This window comes from Paenarthrobacter sp. GQ52, from assembly GCF_059759005.1.
This window is the reverse complement of sequence record NZ_JCAXEJ010000001.1, coordinates 414,078-429,737: the sequence shown is the minus strand read 5'-3', so window position 1 is coordinate 429,737 and position 15,660 is coordinate 414,078. Positions and strand designations below refer to the sequence as shown.

Sequence of the window (15,660 nt, the reverse complement as noted above, 5' to 3'; positions counted from 1 at the left end):
CGCTAGTCCTCCACTTGGTACGCCACGGGGCCTTCGGGCTCCGTGGCAAGCCTGATGGCCTCAAGGTTCCCGGCACTCATCTCCGGAAGCTCATCCAGCGCAAACCACCCGACGGCCAGAGATTCGTCGTCATTGACCCGGGCTTCTCCAGAGACGTATCGGCAGCGGAACGTGATGTCCAGGAAATCGCACACGTCGCCGTTGGGGAACGTCACAGGCCCCACAACTCCGACGCCGATGATGCGCTCCGTCTCGGCCACAACGGCTGTTTCCTCCAAGATTTCGCGGATCAAACCAGGCGCGGGGTGCTCCCCCGGTTCCAACATTCCGGTGATAAGTGTCCAGTGGCCGTTGTCGGCACGCTGGCCTAAAAGGACCCTGCCTTCGTCGTCAAACACCACTCCCCGCACGGCCGGCAGCCAGAGCGGGTCGTTGCCGATCTTTTCCCGCAGTTTGATCACGAATTCCGGTGCACCCATGGTGTCAGCTTTCCTTCAATTCGATGGTCGCATGTGAGTTCTTCAAGGTGAGGGTGTCGCCGTCGAGCTTCCACTGAACAGGCTGTTCAAAGAGCTCCTCTGTCCACGCCTGGTAGTTGTCCGTTGGCTCCACGCAGCCGTGGTCGGTGACCATCATCCAAAGCTGAGTAAAGACATCATCCTGCACTGAAACTGCCACCTGGAGATAATTGCACGGTGTGTGGACGAAGAGGGTCCACTCTCCGTTGGCATGCCTCGAGCTCACTCTCAGCGGGTCCGTTCCGAGCCATGCCACATCTCCCGTGGCGTCGGTTCCCCGCACGGACGTGAACTCGGAACAGCCCAGCGGACCACCTTCACAGGGGGTCTCCGGGCTGCGTGTGGGATCCGGCGGTTGAGTAATGCCCGGCTGCTGCGTATTCCCCGACTGAATACCAATCCCCGGCTGGATGCCGGGTCCCGTGGATACAAGAGGTTCGTTGACTGTCTGCCCGCATCCGGTCAGCAATACTGCGCAGGCAATGGACGCGCCCAGCAGGAACCTCAACCTGATTCGCCGCACTGCAAACCTCCTGCCGCCCTCATACACGTCCGAACACTCGCTGGGCTAAGCATGACCCAGCCCGGTAAACGCCGAGAATACGGGGAGCGTTGCAATTTGGCCGCAGTTGCTATGGGACGAGTGGTTTGCGGCTTCACGCGGGCAGGACCACCATGGCGGCCGTCGCCCCGGCCAGCATGAAGGGGCCGAACGGGATGGCCGAGCGCAGCGTGCCCCGCCGGGCCACCAGGATGCCCAGGCTCCACAGCCCTCCCAAGAGGAAGGCAGCGAACGTTCCCGCAAAGATGTGGCCCCATCCCAAGTAGCCCAGATACAAGCCCAGCACCCCGGCCAGCTTGACGTCCCCAAAGCCCATTCCGGGTGGATGGACGAGCCTGAGTATGAAGTAGAACAGCCAGAGCAAGGCACCGCCGGCGATGACGCCCAGGCCGGGCACACCAAAGACCACAGCCGCCGGTGCGCCCTCCGGGGTTGAATCAGCGAAGTACACCACCAGTGCCGCAGCCAGCAGCAGCACTCCAGCCACTGCGTAGGACGGAAACACGATCCGGTTTGGCAACAGGTGGCTCCGGATATCTATCCCTGTGAGTCGGACGGCCATCACCACGAAGTACAGGCATGACGCCATCACGAGCCAGAAGCCCAGCGGATTGGCATCCCAGAGGTCGGAGAGTCGTCGGATCACCTTCGGATGCTATCCCGATGGCCGCCATTCCCGCTTGAACCCGTAGGTAAACTGTGGATATGGGGCGCTACAGTGCAGCTGGACCGGGTTTTGACTTGTCCTCCACATTCCGCAATCTTTGCCGTTCGTCGCCGTGGAAGTGGACCAGCCTCCGCTTTGAGTACCTCGAACGGCCCGGCTCCGGCGCCGCCATGGTCCGGGCTTGGCTTAGGCGCCCGGGTGCCCTCCGCCTCGAGACGCCGGACGGCCAACTTCTGCACAGCACCACCGGCATCAACGACTCCCGGGACGATCTTTACATCAGTTCCACGCGCCGTTCGTGGCTGCTTCCGGCTCACCTTGTGACACCGGTTTATGACGACGCCGGCCTTGTCCGCCGGCGCCCTGAGGCCGCCTACGGTGAGCCCTCCTTTGGTAACGGTCGCCTGGCCGCCGCCCTCGACCCCGTAGAGCTTGCCGGCAACGCCCCAGTCCCCTTGGAGTTCCCGGACACCAACCGGGTCTTCCTGGAGCAACCCCACGAGGTGGACCATGAGGGCCGCCTTGCCTTGGAAACCATCGTTACCCCCAGCCGGACGTATGTCCCTTCCGACCCCACTGAACCCTTGGCACACCCCGGCAGAACACTGATCAGGATCGACATCGGCACAGGCGTTTGCGTGGCCAGCCAGAGCCTGGACGGCGACACCGCCGGCAAGGGGCACTGGCTCAAGATCCTGGCAGTGGACGAGTACATGCTTGACGACCTCTTCCTGGCAGAATCGATGAACCTCACGGACGTCAGGCGCCACATCTCGTGGGACATCGGCCCTGCCGCCTGAGGGGTGGCCCCCTTCCGGGCTAAGCTACGGCGATGACATCGCTGGCAGAAATATGGCCCCCTTTCGGACTCACCCTCACCACTCCGAGGCTGACCATCCGTCCCGTCCTCGACGAAGACATCCCTTCCGCCGTGGCCGCGGCCCGTTCCGGTGTCCACGAGCCCGGCAAGAGCCCGTTCAGCATGCCGTGGACAGAACTTCCCGACGACGAGCTCGCTCCCAACATGGCCCAGTGGTACTGGCGCTGCCGCGCCAACTTCACAAAGGACTCTTGGACCCTCCTCCTCGGCGTCTGGCATGACGACGAACTCCTTGGTGTCCAGGACGTCGGCGCCAAGAGCTTCAAAACCCTGAAAACAGTGAGCACCGGCTCGTGGCTCAAGCAGTCCGCGCAGGGCCAGGGTTTCGGCAAGGAGATGCGTGCCGCCGTCGTGAGCTTCGCCTTTGACCATCTGGGCGCGGAAGTAGCCGAGTCCGAAGCGGCGGTCTGGAACCAGCAGTCCCTGGGCGTCTCCACCAGCCTCGGCTACGAACTGAACGGCACTTTCCGCGACGGCTGGGGCGAAAAAGTGGAGGAAGTCCAAAGAGTCCGACTCACCCCCACCACATTCACCCGCCCCCACTGGCCCCTAAAAGTCCAAGGCCACGAAGAGCTGAAAACCTACCTCACGCTCTAACGGCACTAGAAGCATTAGCGAGGCGGCGGTCTCCCGGGAAGGAGCGCATCGCGACGCATCGGACCCCGAAGGTCGCCCAGCGACCTTCGGGGTCCTTTTGCGGTGTGTCTAAGCGACGGCGAAGGGCCGTGGCCCGGCGAACCGAACCACGGCCCAGCCCAGGATGACCTAGATCTCAGCCCCTTCGAGCAACTCAGTCACAAGAGCAGCAATCGGCGACCGCTCAGAGCGGGTCAGCGTGATGTGCCCGAACAGCGGATGGCCCTTGAGTGTCTCCACTACGGCGGCCACCCCGTCGTGCCGCCCCACGCGGAGGTTGTCGCGCTGGGCGACGTCGTGGGTGAGGACGATTTTGGAGTTTTGTCCGATGCGGCTCATGACGGTGAGGAGCACGTTTTTCTCGAGTGACTGTGCTTCGTCCACGATCACGAAGGCGTCGTGCAGGGAGCGCCCGCGGATGTGGGTCAGTGGCAGGACTTCGAGCATGCCCCGGTCCATGACTTCTTCCACGACTTCCTGGCTGACGAGCGCCCCGAGGGTGTCGAACACTGCCTGCGCCCAGGGGTTCATTTTTTCGGATTCGGAGCCGGGGAGGTAGCCGAGCTCCTGGCCGCCCACTGCGTAGAGGGGGCGGAAGACCACTACTTTGCGGTGTTCCCGGCGTTCCAGGACGGCTTCCAGGCCCGCGCAGAGGGCGAGTGCGGATTTGCCTGTGCCTGCGCGGCCACCTATGGAGACGATCCCGACGGCGGGGTCCATGAGGAGGTCGATGGCGAGTCGTTGTTCTGCTGAGCGGCCGTGGAGTCCGAAGACGTCGCGGTCGCCTTTGACGAGCCTGACTTGTTTGTCTGCTCCTACGCGGCCGAGGGCGGAACCGCGGTTGGACAGGAGAACCAGTCCCGTGTTGACGGGGAGTTCCGCAGCGGCCGGAATGAAGGCGGGTTCGTGGCCGTAGAGGGTTGTGATTTCTTCTTCGGTTGCGTCCACTTCGGCCATGCCGGTCCAGCCGGAGTCTTTGACGAGTTCGTTGCGGTATTCGTCGGCGTGAAGACCCATGGCGGAGGCTTTGACGCGCATGGGGAGGTCTTTGGAGACGACGGTGACGTTGTGGCCTTCGTTTGCCAGGTTTTTGGCGACGGCCAGGATGCGGCTGTCATTGTCGCCTCCGCGGAATCCGGCGGGGAGCACTTCCGTGGAGATGTGGTTCATTTCCACCCTGAGGAGGCCGCCGTCTTTCCCGATGGGGATGGCGTGGTCCAAGCCGCCGTGTTCGATTCTGAGGTCGTCCAGGAGCCTTAGGGCTTTCCGGGCGAAGTAGCCCAGTTCGGGATCGTGGCGTTTTCCTTCCAGTTCACTGATGACCACGATGGGGACGATGACTTCGTGTTCAGCGAAGCGCAACAGTGCGTGTGGATCGGATAGCAGGACGGACGTATCGATCACGTAGCTGCGGCCTGTGGCGGACGGTGCGGTCCGCGCTCTTTGTGAGACCCGCTTGGTGCGAGAGGTAGCTGCACTTTCCCCGTCGGAAACCACTGCGGGCAGTTGCTCAGAAATAGCCACATCGACTCCAGCCCCGGGCAGTTCGCCCGGCCTAATGGTGAAGCGGCTCGGCCGGAAGGCCGGGCGTGGCCTCCCATGTAACTGGTGCGATAGTCCGCTCCATATACTGGCCTCCCCGATCAGCGGGCGGTTTTGCCTGCTGATGGGATTAACGTAATCCCACTCACAGAAAATTCCGCAACCTGCGTCGGCAAGTCGCATTGCCAGCTGATTAATTCCTGATGAACCGCAGCAAGGTTAGGTCCCGAATCGCCGCTGGCGCCCGGCATAATCCCTGAGCGCACGTAGGAAATCGACCTTGCGGAAGGCAGGCCAGAGGGCTTCACAGAAGTAGAACTCGCTGTAGGCGCTTTGCCACATGAGGAACCCTGAGAGCCGCTGCTCGCCGGAGGTGCGAATGACGAGGTCCGGGTCGGGTTGGCCGCGGGTGTAGAGGAACCGGGAGATGTCGTCCACCGAAAGTTCATCTGCGACGTCGGACATCTTGCGTCCTTTGGCGTCGGCATCGTGGAGGAGTTCCCGTACGGCGTCGACGATTTCGCGGCGTCCGCCGTAGCCGACGGCCACGTTCACGTGGATCTTTTCGTGGACCGGGGTGCGGGCGGTCAGTTTGTTAAGGCGTTCGGCCAGGTAGTCCGGGAGGAGTTCCGGTGCGCCCATTGCGTGGACGGAGACATCCTCGTCTTCATCCAGCCTGTCCATGGTGTTCGCGATGATGCCCATGAGCAGGTCCAGTTCCTCGCCGGAGCGGCTCATGTTGTCCGTGGAGAGCATGTAGAGGGTTACGACTTTGACGCCGAGTTCCTGGCACCAGCCGAGGAATTCGTGGATCTTGTCCGCGCCCGCTTGGTGCCCTTGGCTGGTGGGTGCGTTGAACTGGCGCGCCCAGCGCCTGTTTCCATCCACCATCACGCCGATATGCCGCGGGATTCTGTCCTGCTTGAGCGATCGCAGCAGTTTGCGCTCGTAGAAGCCATAGAGGAAACCGGGCAGCTCCACCGGACTCTCACCTGACTTCCTTGCTTGTACGACGACGGCGCACATCCAAGGCTACCGTCCCGAGCTGCCGGGCCGGTGCAGAAGACGGTCAAATTCGTCTTCAGGACTTGTTACCAGTGGGTAACTTACCGAAACGTAAGTTATTCTTGACCCATGGCTGAGCTCCTCGAAACCAAGCCCCTATGGCGTGGGTGGATCCACGCCGTCGCCGCCCCCTTTGCACTCGCGGCAGGGATCATCCTGGTGACCGTCGCACCCACCCCCGACCGCAAGGTCACCTCCGCCATCTATGCCTTGACGGGCTTCCTGCTGTTTGGCGTCAGCGCCGTTTATCACCGCGGAAACTGGTCGCCCAAGGTCCGAATGCTGCTCAAAAGACTGGATCACACCAACATCATGCTGGTGATCGCCGGCAGTTACACCCCCCTGGCGTGGTCCTTGCTGGAGCGATCACAGGCCGTGACGTTGCTGTGGCTAGTTTGGTCCGGAGCAATAGTCGGGGTGCTCTTCCGAATTCTGTGGACACACGCTCCACGCTGGTTGTACGTGCCGGTTTACATAGCACTGGGCTGCGGAGCGTTGTTCTACCTGCCCCAGTTCTTCACCGCCAATGCCCCGGCAGCAATACTCATCTGCGTCGGTGGAGTGCTGTACATCGCCGGCGCGGTGTTCTACGCCATAAAAAAACCGAACTTCAGCGTCCAGCACTTCGGCTTCCACGAACTCTTCCACGCCTTCACAGTGCTGGCGTTCGCGGCGCATTTTGCTGCCATCATGATGGCAGTGCTCAGCTAGGCCCGAGCTGGAAAGGCCGTGTCAGTCGCCTGCCGCCATCGCCGCCAGCCGGGACTGAACCGCTGCCACATCGCTCAGCGGCCTCTCGCACACCATGTCGCGGCACAAGTAAACCTGCGCCGATCTGTCTGGCGCGCCTGACCTGTTGAGCAGCAGAGGAACTTCCACCTCCCCGGCCGGGAACGCGCCGTCGTCCATTTTCACGGCGATAACCAGGCCGGGGCTGGGAGACTTCAGCAGCGCAGTGTGCAACTCGCGTAGCAGCGGCGAGTCCGAACCTGCGACGGCGGCCTCTACCGGGCCCGCCAGTGCAGCTTGCGCGGTGGCCAGCAGCCAACCCGCAACACGTGGCGCCCGCGTGGCGAGGGGTGGTAGCAGGCCGAGGATATTGCCGGCCATCAGGCGATGCTCGTGGGAACCGGAGTAAGCGGCGAAAGACAACAAGGCGCCCGCGAAACCGGCGGCACCGCTGGGCGTGGCATTGTCGAACGGGTCCAGCGCAGTTTGCTGGCCCTGGGCGTTGAAAACCTGTGCGGACTCCCCCGCGGAGTCGGCCAATTTCCCGTTCTCCACAAAACGTGAACATGCGGCAAGAATGAGCTCCTCCGCGAAGCGGTACCAGCGCGTGGCTCCCGTGACGCCATAAAGCGCCAGGAGGCCATCGGCGCAGAAGGCGTAGTCCTCAAGCAGACCGCCAATGCCCCGCGCCCGCGAGTCATGTGAAACCCGGACCAGTACCTGTGACGAGCTGTTCCAATGAACGTCCGCGAGGTACTCCGCCACGGCTTCGGCCGCGGCAACCAATTCAGGGCGGTCCAGGATGGCGCCTGCTTCGGCGAGGGCGGCCATGGCGAGGCCATTCCACCCGGCCACCACTTTGTCGTCCCTGGCCGGCTGGTTCCGAAGATTACGGGAGGCCAACAGCACCGGCCGGACCCGTTCCCAGAGCCTGCTCTCTGCGTCCTTCAACGCCCGGCCAGGATGTAGCGGCGAGCCCAGCTCAGAGACAGTTCCCTCCGCACCGACGTTCATCATGGTCGCCACGGCCTCGGCGTCATCCGCGCCAAGGGCGTCCACGAGAGATTCGGGAGTCCACAAATATGTTGCGCCTTCATGATGCACGCCTCCAACCACGGTGTCAGCGTCCAAGGATGAGGCCAACGCGCCGCTGGACAGCTTGAGGGAACCCAACAGCCACTCGGCACACCTCGAGGCCACGGATGCTGCCTCGTCCGCCGGGAAGACCTCATTGCCGCCAAGCCGGACCCAGTGTGCGTAGACGCGCAGCAGCTGCGCATTGTCGTACAGCATTTTTTCGAAGTGCGGCACGGACCAGTCCGCCGTCACCGAGTAGCGGGCGAATCCGCCGTCGAGCTGGTCGCGCAAGGCTGAGCGGGCCATGCCGGCAAGACCCCGGGCTGCCATGTCGCGGGCAGCAAGGGCAGTATCCGACGGTGCGGCTGCGTGCCGGATGAGGAACTCAAGAACCGCCGACGGCGGGAACTTGGGAGCGGTGCCGAACCCACCGGCGTCGGGGTCTTCAGAACGGGCCAGCAGCGCTACGGCCTCCGGAAGGAGGCGTGCATCCAGCATTTCAGGCGGGCCGTCGAGCCTGACCACACCGGCAAAAGGTGCATCGGCCATGTTCGCTGCCAGGCCCCTGGCATTCTGCTCCACGGCATCGCGGCGCTCCAGCCACGCCTCATGGACTGCCTCCAGGACATTGCGGAACGAGGGACGGCCGGGCAAAGGAATGGGCGGGAAGTACGTTCCCGCGTGGAAGGCGAGCCCGTCCGGGGTGAGGAAGACGGACATCGGCCACCCACCTTCGCCGCTGATTGCCTGCGTAGCCGCCATGTACACGGAGTCGACGTCGGGCCGCTCTTCCCGGTCAACCTTCACCGGGACAAAATGGGCGTTCAGGTAATCGGCAGTTTCCTGGTCTTCGAAGGATTCGTGGGCCATGACGTGGCACCAGTGGCATGCCGCGTAGCCGATGGAGAGGAAGACGGGAACATCACGCTCGGCAGCAAAGGCAAAAGCCTCATCACCGAACGGGCGCCAGAACACGGGATTGTTCGCGTGCTGCCGCAGGTAAGCAGAAGGCTCCGAACCCAGGGCGTTACTTGCCCCGGGCCAGTTGGGTCGACCCGATTCAGCGGGTTGACCCGATTCAGCGGGTCCGGGGGCCGCCATCGCCATTCTCGTCGTTGGAGCTACTTGCTTCGACAGCGCTTTCGCTTCCGCCGTCCGCGTCGTCCGCTTCTGCCGCCAAGCGTGCTTCCTCCACCTGGGCGCGGTAGCGAACGCGGCGGATCCTGCGAACCATGTCCACGATCAGGAAGGTCGTGAGGATCACGATGAAGGCCGTGAGGACGAAGCCCCACGTACCGGGCGTCACCTGATCCTCGGACAGGCCAGGCCGCAGTGTGCCCGTGGGATCGGGCGACGGAGTGACGGTCAGGGCAAGAATCAAGTGATGCACTTTCAAACCTTCTATGGGAGCTGGTGCGTGCCGATTGGCAGCGCGTAGCCGGGAAACCGGCCGGCCACACGGTAATTTCTACGAGCGATAGAAACTACCGGCATTCCTATCTTATCCCCGCGAAGAGGTCCTTCTCCGGCAGCTCGGAAGGGACCCTGGACTTGATCAGGGTGTAGTCCTCCCACGGCCAGGCGGTCCTTTGCAGGTCCGGCGATACCGCGAAGAAGAAGCCGAGAGGATCGATCTGGGTCCGGTGGGCCCGCAAGGCGTCATCCCTGGCCTCGAAGAAGTCACCACAATCAACTTGCGTGGTGGTCTGGTGCCCCGCCACCGGCGCAGTGTGACCTTCCGCATCGGCTTCCAGCCATGCCGCAAGCCGCTCGGCATACGGGGACTGCAGCCCCGCTTCTTCCAAGGCGAAGTGCAGCGCACGGAATCGTTCGGGGCTGAAGGCGCGGTCGTAGTAGAGCTTGCTGGGCGCCCATGGCTCGCCCATGCCGGGATAGCGCTCGGGATCGCCTGCGGCTTCAAAAGCTTCCACCGCAACCTTGTGGGCCATGATGTGGTCCGGGTGCGGATAGCCACCGTTTTCGTCGTAGCTAAGAATGACGTGGGGCTTGAAATTGCGGACCAGCCGGACCAAGGGCGCCGTGGCGCGCTCCAACGGCTGCAGGGCGAAGCACCCCGGGGGCAAGGGCGGAAGCGGATCGCCTTCGGGAAGGCCTGAATCCACAAAACCGAGCCAGCGCTGCTGGATACCCAGGACCGCTGCCGCATTGGCCATCTCAAGGCGCCGTGCGCCAGCCATGTCACGTTTGGGATGGGGGGCGTCCTCCAATGCGGGGTTCTGGATGTCACCGCGCGAACCGTCCGTGCATGTGGCAACCATGACGTCCACTCCCGCCGCGGCGTACATCGCCATGGTTGCTGCGCCCTTGCTGGACTCATCATCCGGATGGGCGTGGACGGCGAGCAGACGCAGCTGCTGCTCGGAACTGCTGGACGCTGTCACGTGACGGCTCCTCTTTCATGGATCATGCTTTTGTGGGCGGTGATGGGGCGCCGGGATCGGCACTAAACTGGATGGGTGACTTCAGAGGACCTATCGGCCACCCAAGTACCGGCAAGCACCAGCCTAGCCAATCGTTACGGCGGTCAAAAGCGCGCCATGACCCGCAAAACCAAGCGGAACATTGTCATCGCCGCCTTGGTCCTCGGAATCGGGTTCGCCGCCTATGTAGCAACTGGCTCAGCCCAGGCCCCGGTCACTTTCAAGGACATCGGTTACAGCACTGTGGACGACACCCAGGCTGAGGTGGATTACCAGGTCACGAAATACCCCGGAGCTACCGCCAAATGCGCCATCAAAGCCTTGGATTCCAAGTTCGCAGTGGTCGGCTGGAAAGTGGTGGAAATCGGGCCCAACGATCCCCAGGACGACCCCGACGGCGGCAGCACCACCATGCAGCGGACTGTCCTGAGGACCGAGTCGCCGGCAGTCTCCGGAATCGTGGACAACTGCTGGATCGTGGACAGCGGGAAATAGCCATCATGTGACCCACGACTCAACCGGTTTGGGTTCGTCCAGAGGATTTACTACAATGGATGAAACCTTCACCCCGTTAAGTTGGTTACTGAGATTCACGAGTGGCCAACTCGGCGGGGTCTTTTGCATTGTCAGATCTAGAGGAGAAATCCGTGTCTACCACCAATAGCGCCACTGCGGCTTGGCTTACCCAGGAAGCTTTCGACCGCTTGCAGGCTGAGCTGGACCACCTTTCCGGCGCTGGCCGGGCGGAAATCGTCCAGAAGATCGAAGCTGCACGCCAGGAAGGCGACCTCAAGGAAAACGGCGGTTACCACGCCGCCAAGGAGGAGCAGGGCAAGATCGAGGCCCGCATCCGCCAGCTCACCGCTCTCCTGCGCGATGCCCAGGTGGGCGAAGCCCCCGCCGACGACGGAATCGTCGAGCCCGGCATGCTGGTTGTTGCCCGCATCGCCGGCGACGAAGAGACGTTCCTGCTGGGCTCCCGCGAAATCGCCGGAGACTCCGACCTTGACGTCTTCAGCGAAAAGTCCCCCTTGGGTGCCGCAATCATCGGCCACAAGGAAGGCGACAGCCTGAGCTACGTCGCCCCCAACGGCAAGGAAATCCCGGTGGAGATCGTTTCCGCCAAGCCCTACGTCGCCTAAGCAGCGGCTAAAACGGCCTGAAATACACGACGCCGGCCCACCCCTTCGCGGGGCGGGCCGGCGTTTTTCGTGTGCGTACCCAACTGGGTCGCAGTTAAGCGCGTTTTGACCGCTCATAACGCGCACAGATGCGACCTAGTTGGGTTAGGGGGTGAGATTGGCCTTGGGACGGAGCAGGATCGCCGCTACGACGCCCCCTACGGCCCCGCCGAGGTGCGCCTGCCAGGAGATGTAGCCCAACACCGTGGGTAGAACGCCGAAGAGGATGCTGCCGTAGGCCATGAACAGGACCACCGAGAGCAGGATCTGCCACCAGCTGCGGTTGAAGAATCCCCGCACCAACAGGAAGGCAAAAAAGCCGAACACCAGGCCGGAAGCTCCGACGGTCACCCCTCCCCCGCCAATCAGCCACACCGCAAGTCCCGATCCGAGCCAGCTGAAGGCCAACGCTGTGATGAACACCCGGATTCCGGACAGGAACACCAGGAAACCGAAGATGATCAACGGCAGCGTGTTGGACAGCAGATGGTTCAGGTTCGCGTGCAGCAACGGAAACGTCAGGATGTCCAGCACACCGTCCATGGAACGGGGTCGCAAGCCAAAGGTTGGATTGAGCCCGTGGCGCATCAAGGTGTTGAGGATCTCGATGATGTAGAGCAGAATAACGAATCCGCCCATGAAGAGCAGCCCGCCCTTCGCCCGACCAGCGAGCGACTCTCTAGCCGCTTCCTTTGAGCCCTCAGGCATTCCAAGCACCATTGGCGCCCCTCCTGTCAGTGCACCACGATTGGCTGGAAGCCCTCGGCCCTGAGCGCGCCGAGAACCTGCTCGCCGTGCTCGTGGCCCTTGGTTTCCAGGTTGATAGTGATGGAGACGTCGCCCATGCTGATGGAACCACCCAAGCGGGTGTGGTCCAGGCCGGTGACGTTGGCATCGTTTTCAGCGATGATGCGGGCGATGGTGGCCAGTGAACCCGGGCGGTCGTCCAGCATCATCCGAACCGTCATGAAGCGGCCAGCGGCGGAAAGACCGCGCTGGATGACTTTGAGCATCAGCATGGGATCGATGTTGCCGCCGGAAAGCACGACGGCGGTGTTCCCCGGGTTTTCGATCTTGCCGTCCATGAGCGCGGCTACTCCGACTGCCCCGGCAGGCTCAACAACCATCTTGGCGCGCTCGAGCAGGAAGATCAGTGCCCGCGCGAGGGAGTCCTCGCTCACGGTCACGACGTCGTCAACAAGCTCGCGGATGATGCTGAAGGGAAGCTGCCCGGGACGTCCCACCGCGATGCCGTCAGCCATGGTGGTGACCTTCTTCAGCGGCACCAATGCATCGGCAGCCAAAGATGGCGGGTAGGCGGCGGCGTTTTCTGCCTGCACGCCAATGACCCTGATCTCACGGCCGAGCTCCTTGGCCCTGGCCTTGATCGCGACAGCCACACCGGCCAACAGCCCGCCGCCGCCAACTCCCATGAGAATGGTGTCCACGTTGGGGATCTGGTCCAGGATTTCAAGCCCGATGGTGCCCTGTCCTGCAACAACGTCCACGTTGTCGAAGGGATGAACGAAAACCGCGCCTGTTTCGTTGGCGTAACGCTGCGCTTCCGCCAGCGCTTCATCCACGTTGTGGCCGTGCAGTATGACTTCGGCACCGTGGCTTCGGGTGGCAGCCAACTTGGGAAGGGCCACGCCGAGGGGCATGTAGATGCGGGCATTGATGCCAAGGCTCTTGGCAGCCACCGCCACACCTTGGGCGTGGTTGCCGGCCGAGGCCGCCACCACACCGCGCTTCTTTTCCTCATCCGTCAGCCGGGCCATCCGCACGTAGGCGCCGCGGACCTTGAAGGAACCCGCACGCTGCAGGTTCTCACACTTGAAAAAGACGTTGCCGCCCACGAGGCTGCCCAGCGCACGGGACGACTCCACCGGAGTCTTGGTAATAATGCCCTCGAGCAGCTCCTGCGCCTTGAGGACATCGTCCAGCGTGACGGGCAGGGTTTCGAGGGTATTCACTGACTATTCTCCTTTGTTGGTGTCGGCTTGGGGCCCCTCAACAGAGGTGCTCCCCGAAGCCTTGGTCTTGCCGGCGACGCCTTTGCCGAGGCGGGATTCGGGCCTTGGAAGGTGGACCTCCTTGAAGTTGGCGTCGCCTCCTGGCCCCGCCGAAGCGGCTGCCGGCTGGAGCTCCACACCGCCCAATCCTTCATCATGTTCCCACGTCCGGCCCGCAATGTAGCGAACTGCCGTGTTTACTACGGCGAGCAGCGGGACCGCGAACAGCGCCCCGGGGATGCCTGCCAGGTAGGAACCGGCGGCAACCGAGAGGATCACAGCCACCGGGTGCAGTGCCACCGCCTTGCCCATGACCAGCGGCTGCAGGATGTGGCTTTCCAACTGCTGCACCACCAGAACGATCGCCAGCATGATCAACGCGTTGATGGGCCCGTTGGCAACGAGGGCGAGCAACACAGCGATTGCCCCCGTAACCAAGGCACCGACCACCGGGATGAACGAGCCGATGAATACCAGGACAGCCAAGGGAAGAGCCAGCGGAACCTGAATGATGGCAGCGCCAACGCCAATGCCCACAGCATCCACGAACGCGACGAACATTTGAATCCGCACATAGCTGACCATGGACGTCCAGCCTCGTCGCCCGGCGCCATCGGTGGCCCTCCGCGCGCTCTTGGGCAGGAGACGAACCATGAAGGCCCAGATCCTGGGCCCCTCCAGCAGGAAGAAGATGAGGATGAACAGAGCCAGAACAAGACCTGCCGCAAAGTGTCCGGCGGTGCTGCCGAAGGATAGTGCACCACTGAGGATGCTGCTGCTGTTGTTCTGGAGTGCATCGGCGCCGTCGGAAATGTACTGGTCAATCTGGTCCGCGGTCAGGTGCAGCGGGCCATCGGCCAGCCAAGTTTGGATCTGCTGGATGCCCGCCAGTGCTTCGTGCCATAGCGCACCGAAGCCAGTAACAAGTTGCCTGCCCACCAGTGCCAAGGCACCACCGATCACGCCAATGAAACCAAGCACGGTAATGGCGACTGCTCCCCCGGTGGGAAGCTTCCGACTGCGCAGCCATGCCACAACCGGATGCAGCAAACCGGCCAGCAGCGCGGCAACCATCACCGGGATAATGAGGAAGCTGACCTTGCCCAGCAGCCAGACGAGGGCACCGATCATGAGAAGGATCAAGCCTGCCCGCCAGGACCAGGCTGCAGCAATGCGCACCCCGTAGGGGATGTCTTCGGCAATTTGGCGGTCAGAACGTGTTTTGGCGTCCGGTGTTGGCGTCATGAATCCATAATTCCGTAGCCCGGGCCGTATGGGAAACCGGCTCTCACTTCCGAGACAATCCGAGACATTCCGAGGTATTTCCCGGAGCGAGGGCCTACAGGGATGCTGTGATTCCCCAGCGCATGGTGAACGCCTCGCCAGGGGCCAACCAGCGAAGGCCGTCGCCGCTGTTGAACGCGTTGGCCGGGCCGGTCATCGGTTCGATAGCCACGGCTTTGGAGCGGCCAGGGAACGTGTCCGTGACGAAAACGTGGGCGTATTGGCAGCTCTCGTCCTGCTCAAGGCTTACGCTGCGGCCATCCGGTGCGGTGAGCGTGTGGCGCGCCGTCCCGCCGTCGAACGCCAGATCCGTCAGTGCAACATCCACCAACAAGCTGCCCACAACGGCACCCCCGGAGAAGTCATACGCGCCGTCCACAGGAGCGGTGCTACGTGGGATGAGTCGCTCGTCCGCCACCAACCGGGTGCCTGCATGGACCGTCAGAACCAGGTCCTCCGGAGCGACATCACCCACACGCAGGTAGGGGTGCGCGCCCAGGACAAAGGGAGCCGTGGCTTGGGAATCGTTGATCAGCGTCTGCGAGACCCGGAGATCCAAGCTCTGATCGAGCTCGTAACGCACCCGATGCCGCACCAGGAACGGGTAGCCGTGTTGCGGGAAGACCGTGGCTTCCAGCGTCACGGAAAACTCGGTTTCGTCCACCAGGGTGTACCCGGTGTTGCGCAACAGGCCGTGGCTGGCGTTGTTGCGTGACGCTTCAGTGATATCGAGTTGTTGCTTTTTTCCTTCCAGGTACCAGACCCCGTCTTCTACCCGGTTGGCCCACGGCGCCAGGGTGATGCCGGTGGCTCCGGGCGAAATTTCGCCGTCTCCATAGCTTTCAGTCAGCTGCACTCCACCCCGGGAGTAGAGCCGCAAACCCGCGGCGAGCTCGGTGATGACGGCGAGCGCGTCGTCCCTGCGGAGCTCGAACTGACGCCCCGTAGCATAGCGGCGGGACTCGGACTGGTGGGGGTTATCGGCAGGCGACAGGGACGCAGACATGGCAATACCGTACTGCATTAGAGGACGGTTCCCACCGAGAAATGTTTGCTTTTGTTAGAA

Annotated in this window: 17 protein-coding genes; 5 read left to right on the top strand and 12 right to left on the bottom strand. The window is 62.9% G+C overall.

The window, feature by feature from the left end:
* Positions 1-2: 2 nt before the first annotated feature.
* The 3 genes from AC6CH8_RS01970 to AC6CH8_RS01960 form a co-directional block, all read right to left on the bottom strand.
* Positions 3-479: an NUDIX hydrolase gene (locus tag AC6CH8_RS01970; protein ID WP_178997886.1), complete on the bottom strand. Its 477-nt coding sequence runs from the start codon at positions 477-479 to the stop codon at positions 3-5.
* Positions 480-483: 4 nt separating this feature from the next.
* The gene (locus tag AC6CH8_RS01965; RefSeq protein ID WP_309074520.1) at positions 484-1,041 is read right to left on the bottom strand and encodes an META domain-containing protein; all 558 of its coding nucleotides are present in this window, start codon (positions 1,039-1,041) and stop codon (positions 484-486) included.
* A 133-nt stretch (positions 1,042-1,174) separates the two neighbouring features.
* Complete coding sequence (locus AC6CH8_RS01960) at positions 1,175-1,726, bottom strand: prepilin peptidase (RefSeq protein WP_498188470.1); 552 nt, start codon at positions 1,724-1,726, stop codon at positions 1,175-1,177.
* Positions 1,727-1,785: 59 nt separating this feature from the next.
* Between AC6CH8_RS01960 and AC6CH8_RS01955 the strand changes: the two genes are divergently transcribed.
* Together AC6CH8_RS01955 and AC6CH8_RS01950 are read left to right on the top strand one after the other, a co-directional pair.
* On the top strand, positions 1,786-2,547 hold the full coding sequence (locus AC6CH8_RS01955; RefSeq protein ID WP_498188469.1) for a hypothetical protein: 762 nt from the start codon (positions 1,786-1,788) through the stop codon (positions 2,545-2,547).
* Between the two features lie 32 nt (positions 2,548-2,579).
* Positions 2,580-3,224, top strand: a complete 645-nt coding sequence (locus tag AC6CH8_RS01950) for a GNAT family N-acetyltransferase (protein ID WP_498188468.1) — start codon at positions 2,580-2,582, stop codon at positions 3,222-3,224.
* 168 nt (positions 3,225-3,392) lie between these two features.
* Here the strand turns inward: AC6CH8_RS01950 and phoH2 are convergent, their stop codons facing one another.
* Complete coding sequence (gene phoH2, locus AC6CH8_RS01945; protein ID WP_498188467.1) at positions 3,393-4,787, bottom strand: RNA 5'-3' helicase PhoH2; 1,395 nt, start codon at positions 4,785-4,787, stop codon at positions 3,393-3,395.
* Between the two features lie 237 nt (positions 4,788-5,024).
* Positions 5,025-5,831 carry an isoprenyl transferase gene (locus tag AC6CH8_RS01940; protein WP_017198688.1) on the bottom strand — a complete coding sequence of 269 codons (807 nt, stop codon included), beginning with the start codon at positions 5,829-5,831 and terminating at the stop codon, positions 5,025-5,027.
* A 108-nt stretch (positions 5,832-5,939) separates the two neighbouring features.
* On the opposite strand from AC6CH8_RS01940, the gene trhA reads away from it, so the two are divergent.
* Positions 5,940-6,581, top strand: a complete 642-nt coding sequence (gene trhA, locus AC6CH8_RS01935; RefSeq protein WP_498188466.1) for a PAQR family membrane homeostasis protein TrhA — start codon at positions 5,940-5,942, stop codon at positions 6,579-6,581.
* Between the two features lie 21 nt (positions 6,582-6,602).
* Here trhA and AC6CH8_RS01930 read toward each other — a convergent pair whose 3' ends face one another.
* The 3 genes from AC6CH8_RS01930 to mca all read right to left on the bottom strand — a co-directional run bounded on the left by AC6CH8_RS01930 (position 6,603) and on the right by mca (position 10,078).
* Complete coding sequence (locus tag AC6CH8_RS01930) at positions 6,603-8,777, bottom strand: thioredoxin domain-containing protein (protein WP_498188465.1); 2,175 nt, start codon at positions 8,775-8,777, stop codon at positions 6,603-6,605.
* Positions 8,755-9,066, bottom strand: coding sequence for a hypothetical protein (locus AC6CH8_RS01925; RefSeq protein ID WP_498188464.1), 312 nt, complete (start codon positions 9,064-9,066; stop codon positions 8,755-8,757). The genes AC6CH8_RS01930 and AC6CH8_RS01925 overlap by 23 nt, the downstream gene beginning before the upstream one ends.
* Positions 9,067-9,172: 106 nt before the next feature.
* Complete coding sequence (mca, locus tag AC6CH8_RS01920) at positions 9,173-10,078, bottom strand: mycothiol conjugate amidase Mca (protein ID WP_364308292.1); 906 nt, start codon at positions 10,076-10,078, stop codon at positions 9,173-9,175.
* 75 nt (positions 10,079-10,153) lie between these two features.
* Here mca and AC6CH8_RS01915 point away from each other — a divergent pair, with 75 nt between their 5' ends.
* Together AC6CH8_RS01915 and greA are read left to right on the top strand one after the other, a co-directional pair.
* Positions 10,154-10,612: a DUF4307 domain-containing protein gene (locus AC6CH8_RS01915; RefSeq protein ID WP_091466113.1), complete on the top strand. Its 459-nt coding sequence runs from the start codon at positions 10,154-10,156 to the stop codon at positions 10,610-10,612.
* 152 nt (positions 10,613-10,764) lie between these two features.
* On the top strand, positions 10,765-11,259 hold the full coding sequence (gene greA / locus AC6CH8_RS01910) for a transcription elongation factor GreA (protein WP_026542824.1): 495 nt from the start codon (positions 10,765-10,767) through the stop codon (positions 11,257-11,259).
* 144 nt (positions 11,260-11,403) lie between these two features.
* Here the strand turns inward: greA and AC6CH8_RS01905 are convergent, their stop codons facing one another.
* The 4 genes from AC6CH8_RS01905 to AC6CH8_RS01890 all read right to left on the bottom strand — a co-directional run bounded on the left by AC6CH8_RS01905 (position 11,404) and on the right by AC6CH8_RS01890 (position 15,600).
* Positions 11,404-12,018: a rhomboid family intramembrane serine protease gene (locus AC6CH8_RS01905; RefSeq protein WP_498188463.1), complete on the bottom strand. Its 615-nt coding sequence runs from the start codon at positions 12,016-12,018 to the stop codon at positions 11,404-11,406.
* 14 nt (positions 12,019-12,032) lie between these two features.
* On the bottom strand, positions 12,033-13,271 hold the full coding sequence (gene ilvA / locus AC6CH8_RS01900) for a threonine ammonia-lyase (protein WP_091466109.1): 1,239 nt from the start codon (positions 13,269-13,271) through the stop codon (positions 12,033-12,035).
* Between the two features lie 3 nt (positions 13,272-13,274).
* A complete protein-coding gene (locus AC6CH8_RS01895) occupies positions 13,275-14,555 on the bottom strand; it encodes an AI-2E family transporter (protein ID WP_498188462.1) in 1,281 nt (426 codons plus the stop codon).
* 94 nt (positions 14,556-14,649) lie between these two features.
* Positions 14,650-15,600, bottom strand: coding sequence for an aldose 1-epimerase family protein (locus tag AC6CH8_RS01890; RefSeq protein ID WP_498188461.1), 951 nt, complete (start codon positions 15,598-15,600; stop codon positions 14,650-14,652).
* Positions 15,601-15,660 lie beyond the last annotated feature (60 nt).

Coding starts and splice junctions, on each gene's coding strand:
- AC6CH8_RS01970 (WP_178997886.1), bottom strand. CDS start 479: ATGGGTGCACCGGAATTCGTGATCAAACTGCGGGAAAAGATCGGCAAC.
- AC6CH8_RS01955 (WP_498188469.1), top strand. CDS start 1,786: ATGGGGCGCTACAGTGCAGCTGGACCGGGTTTTGACTTGTCCTCCACA.
- AC6CH8_RS01950 (WP_498188468.1), top strand. CDS start 2,580: ATGACATCGCTGGCAGAAATATGGCCCCCTTTCGGACTCACCCTCACC.
- AC6CH8_RS01940 (WP_017198688.1), bottom strand. CDS start 5,831: ATGTGCGCCGTCGTCGTACAAGCAAGGAAGTCAGGTGAGAGTCCGGTG.
- trhA (WP_498188466.1), top strand. CDS start 5,940: ATGGCTGAGCTCCTCGAAACCAAGCCCCTATGGCGTGGGTGGATCCAC.
- AC6CH8_RS01930 (WP_498188465.1), bottom strand. CDS start 8,777: ATGGCGGCCCCCGGACCCGCTGAATCGGGTCAACCCGCTGAATCGGGT.
- AC6CH8_RS01905 (WP_498188463.1), bottom strand. CDS start 12,018: ATGGTGCTTGGAATGCCTGAGGGCTCAAAGGAAGCGGCTAGAGAGTCG.
- AC6CH8_RS01895 (WP_498188462.1), bottom strand. CDS start 14,555: ATGACGCCAACACCGGACGCCAAAACACGTTCTGACCGCCAAATTGCC.
- AC6CH8_RS01890 (WP_498188461.1), bottom strand. CDS start 15,600: ATGTCTGCGTCCCTGTCGCCTGCCGATAACCCCCACCAGTCCGAGTCC.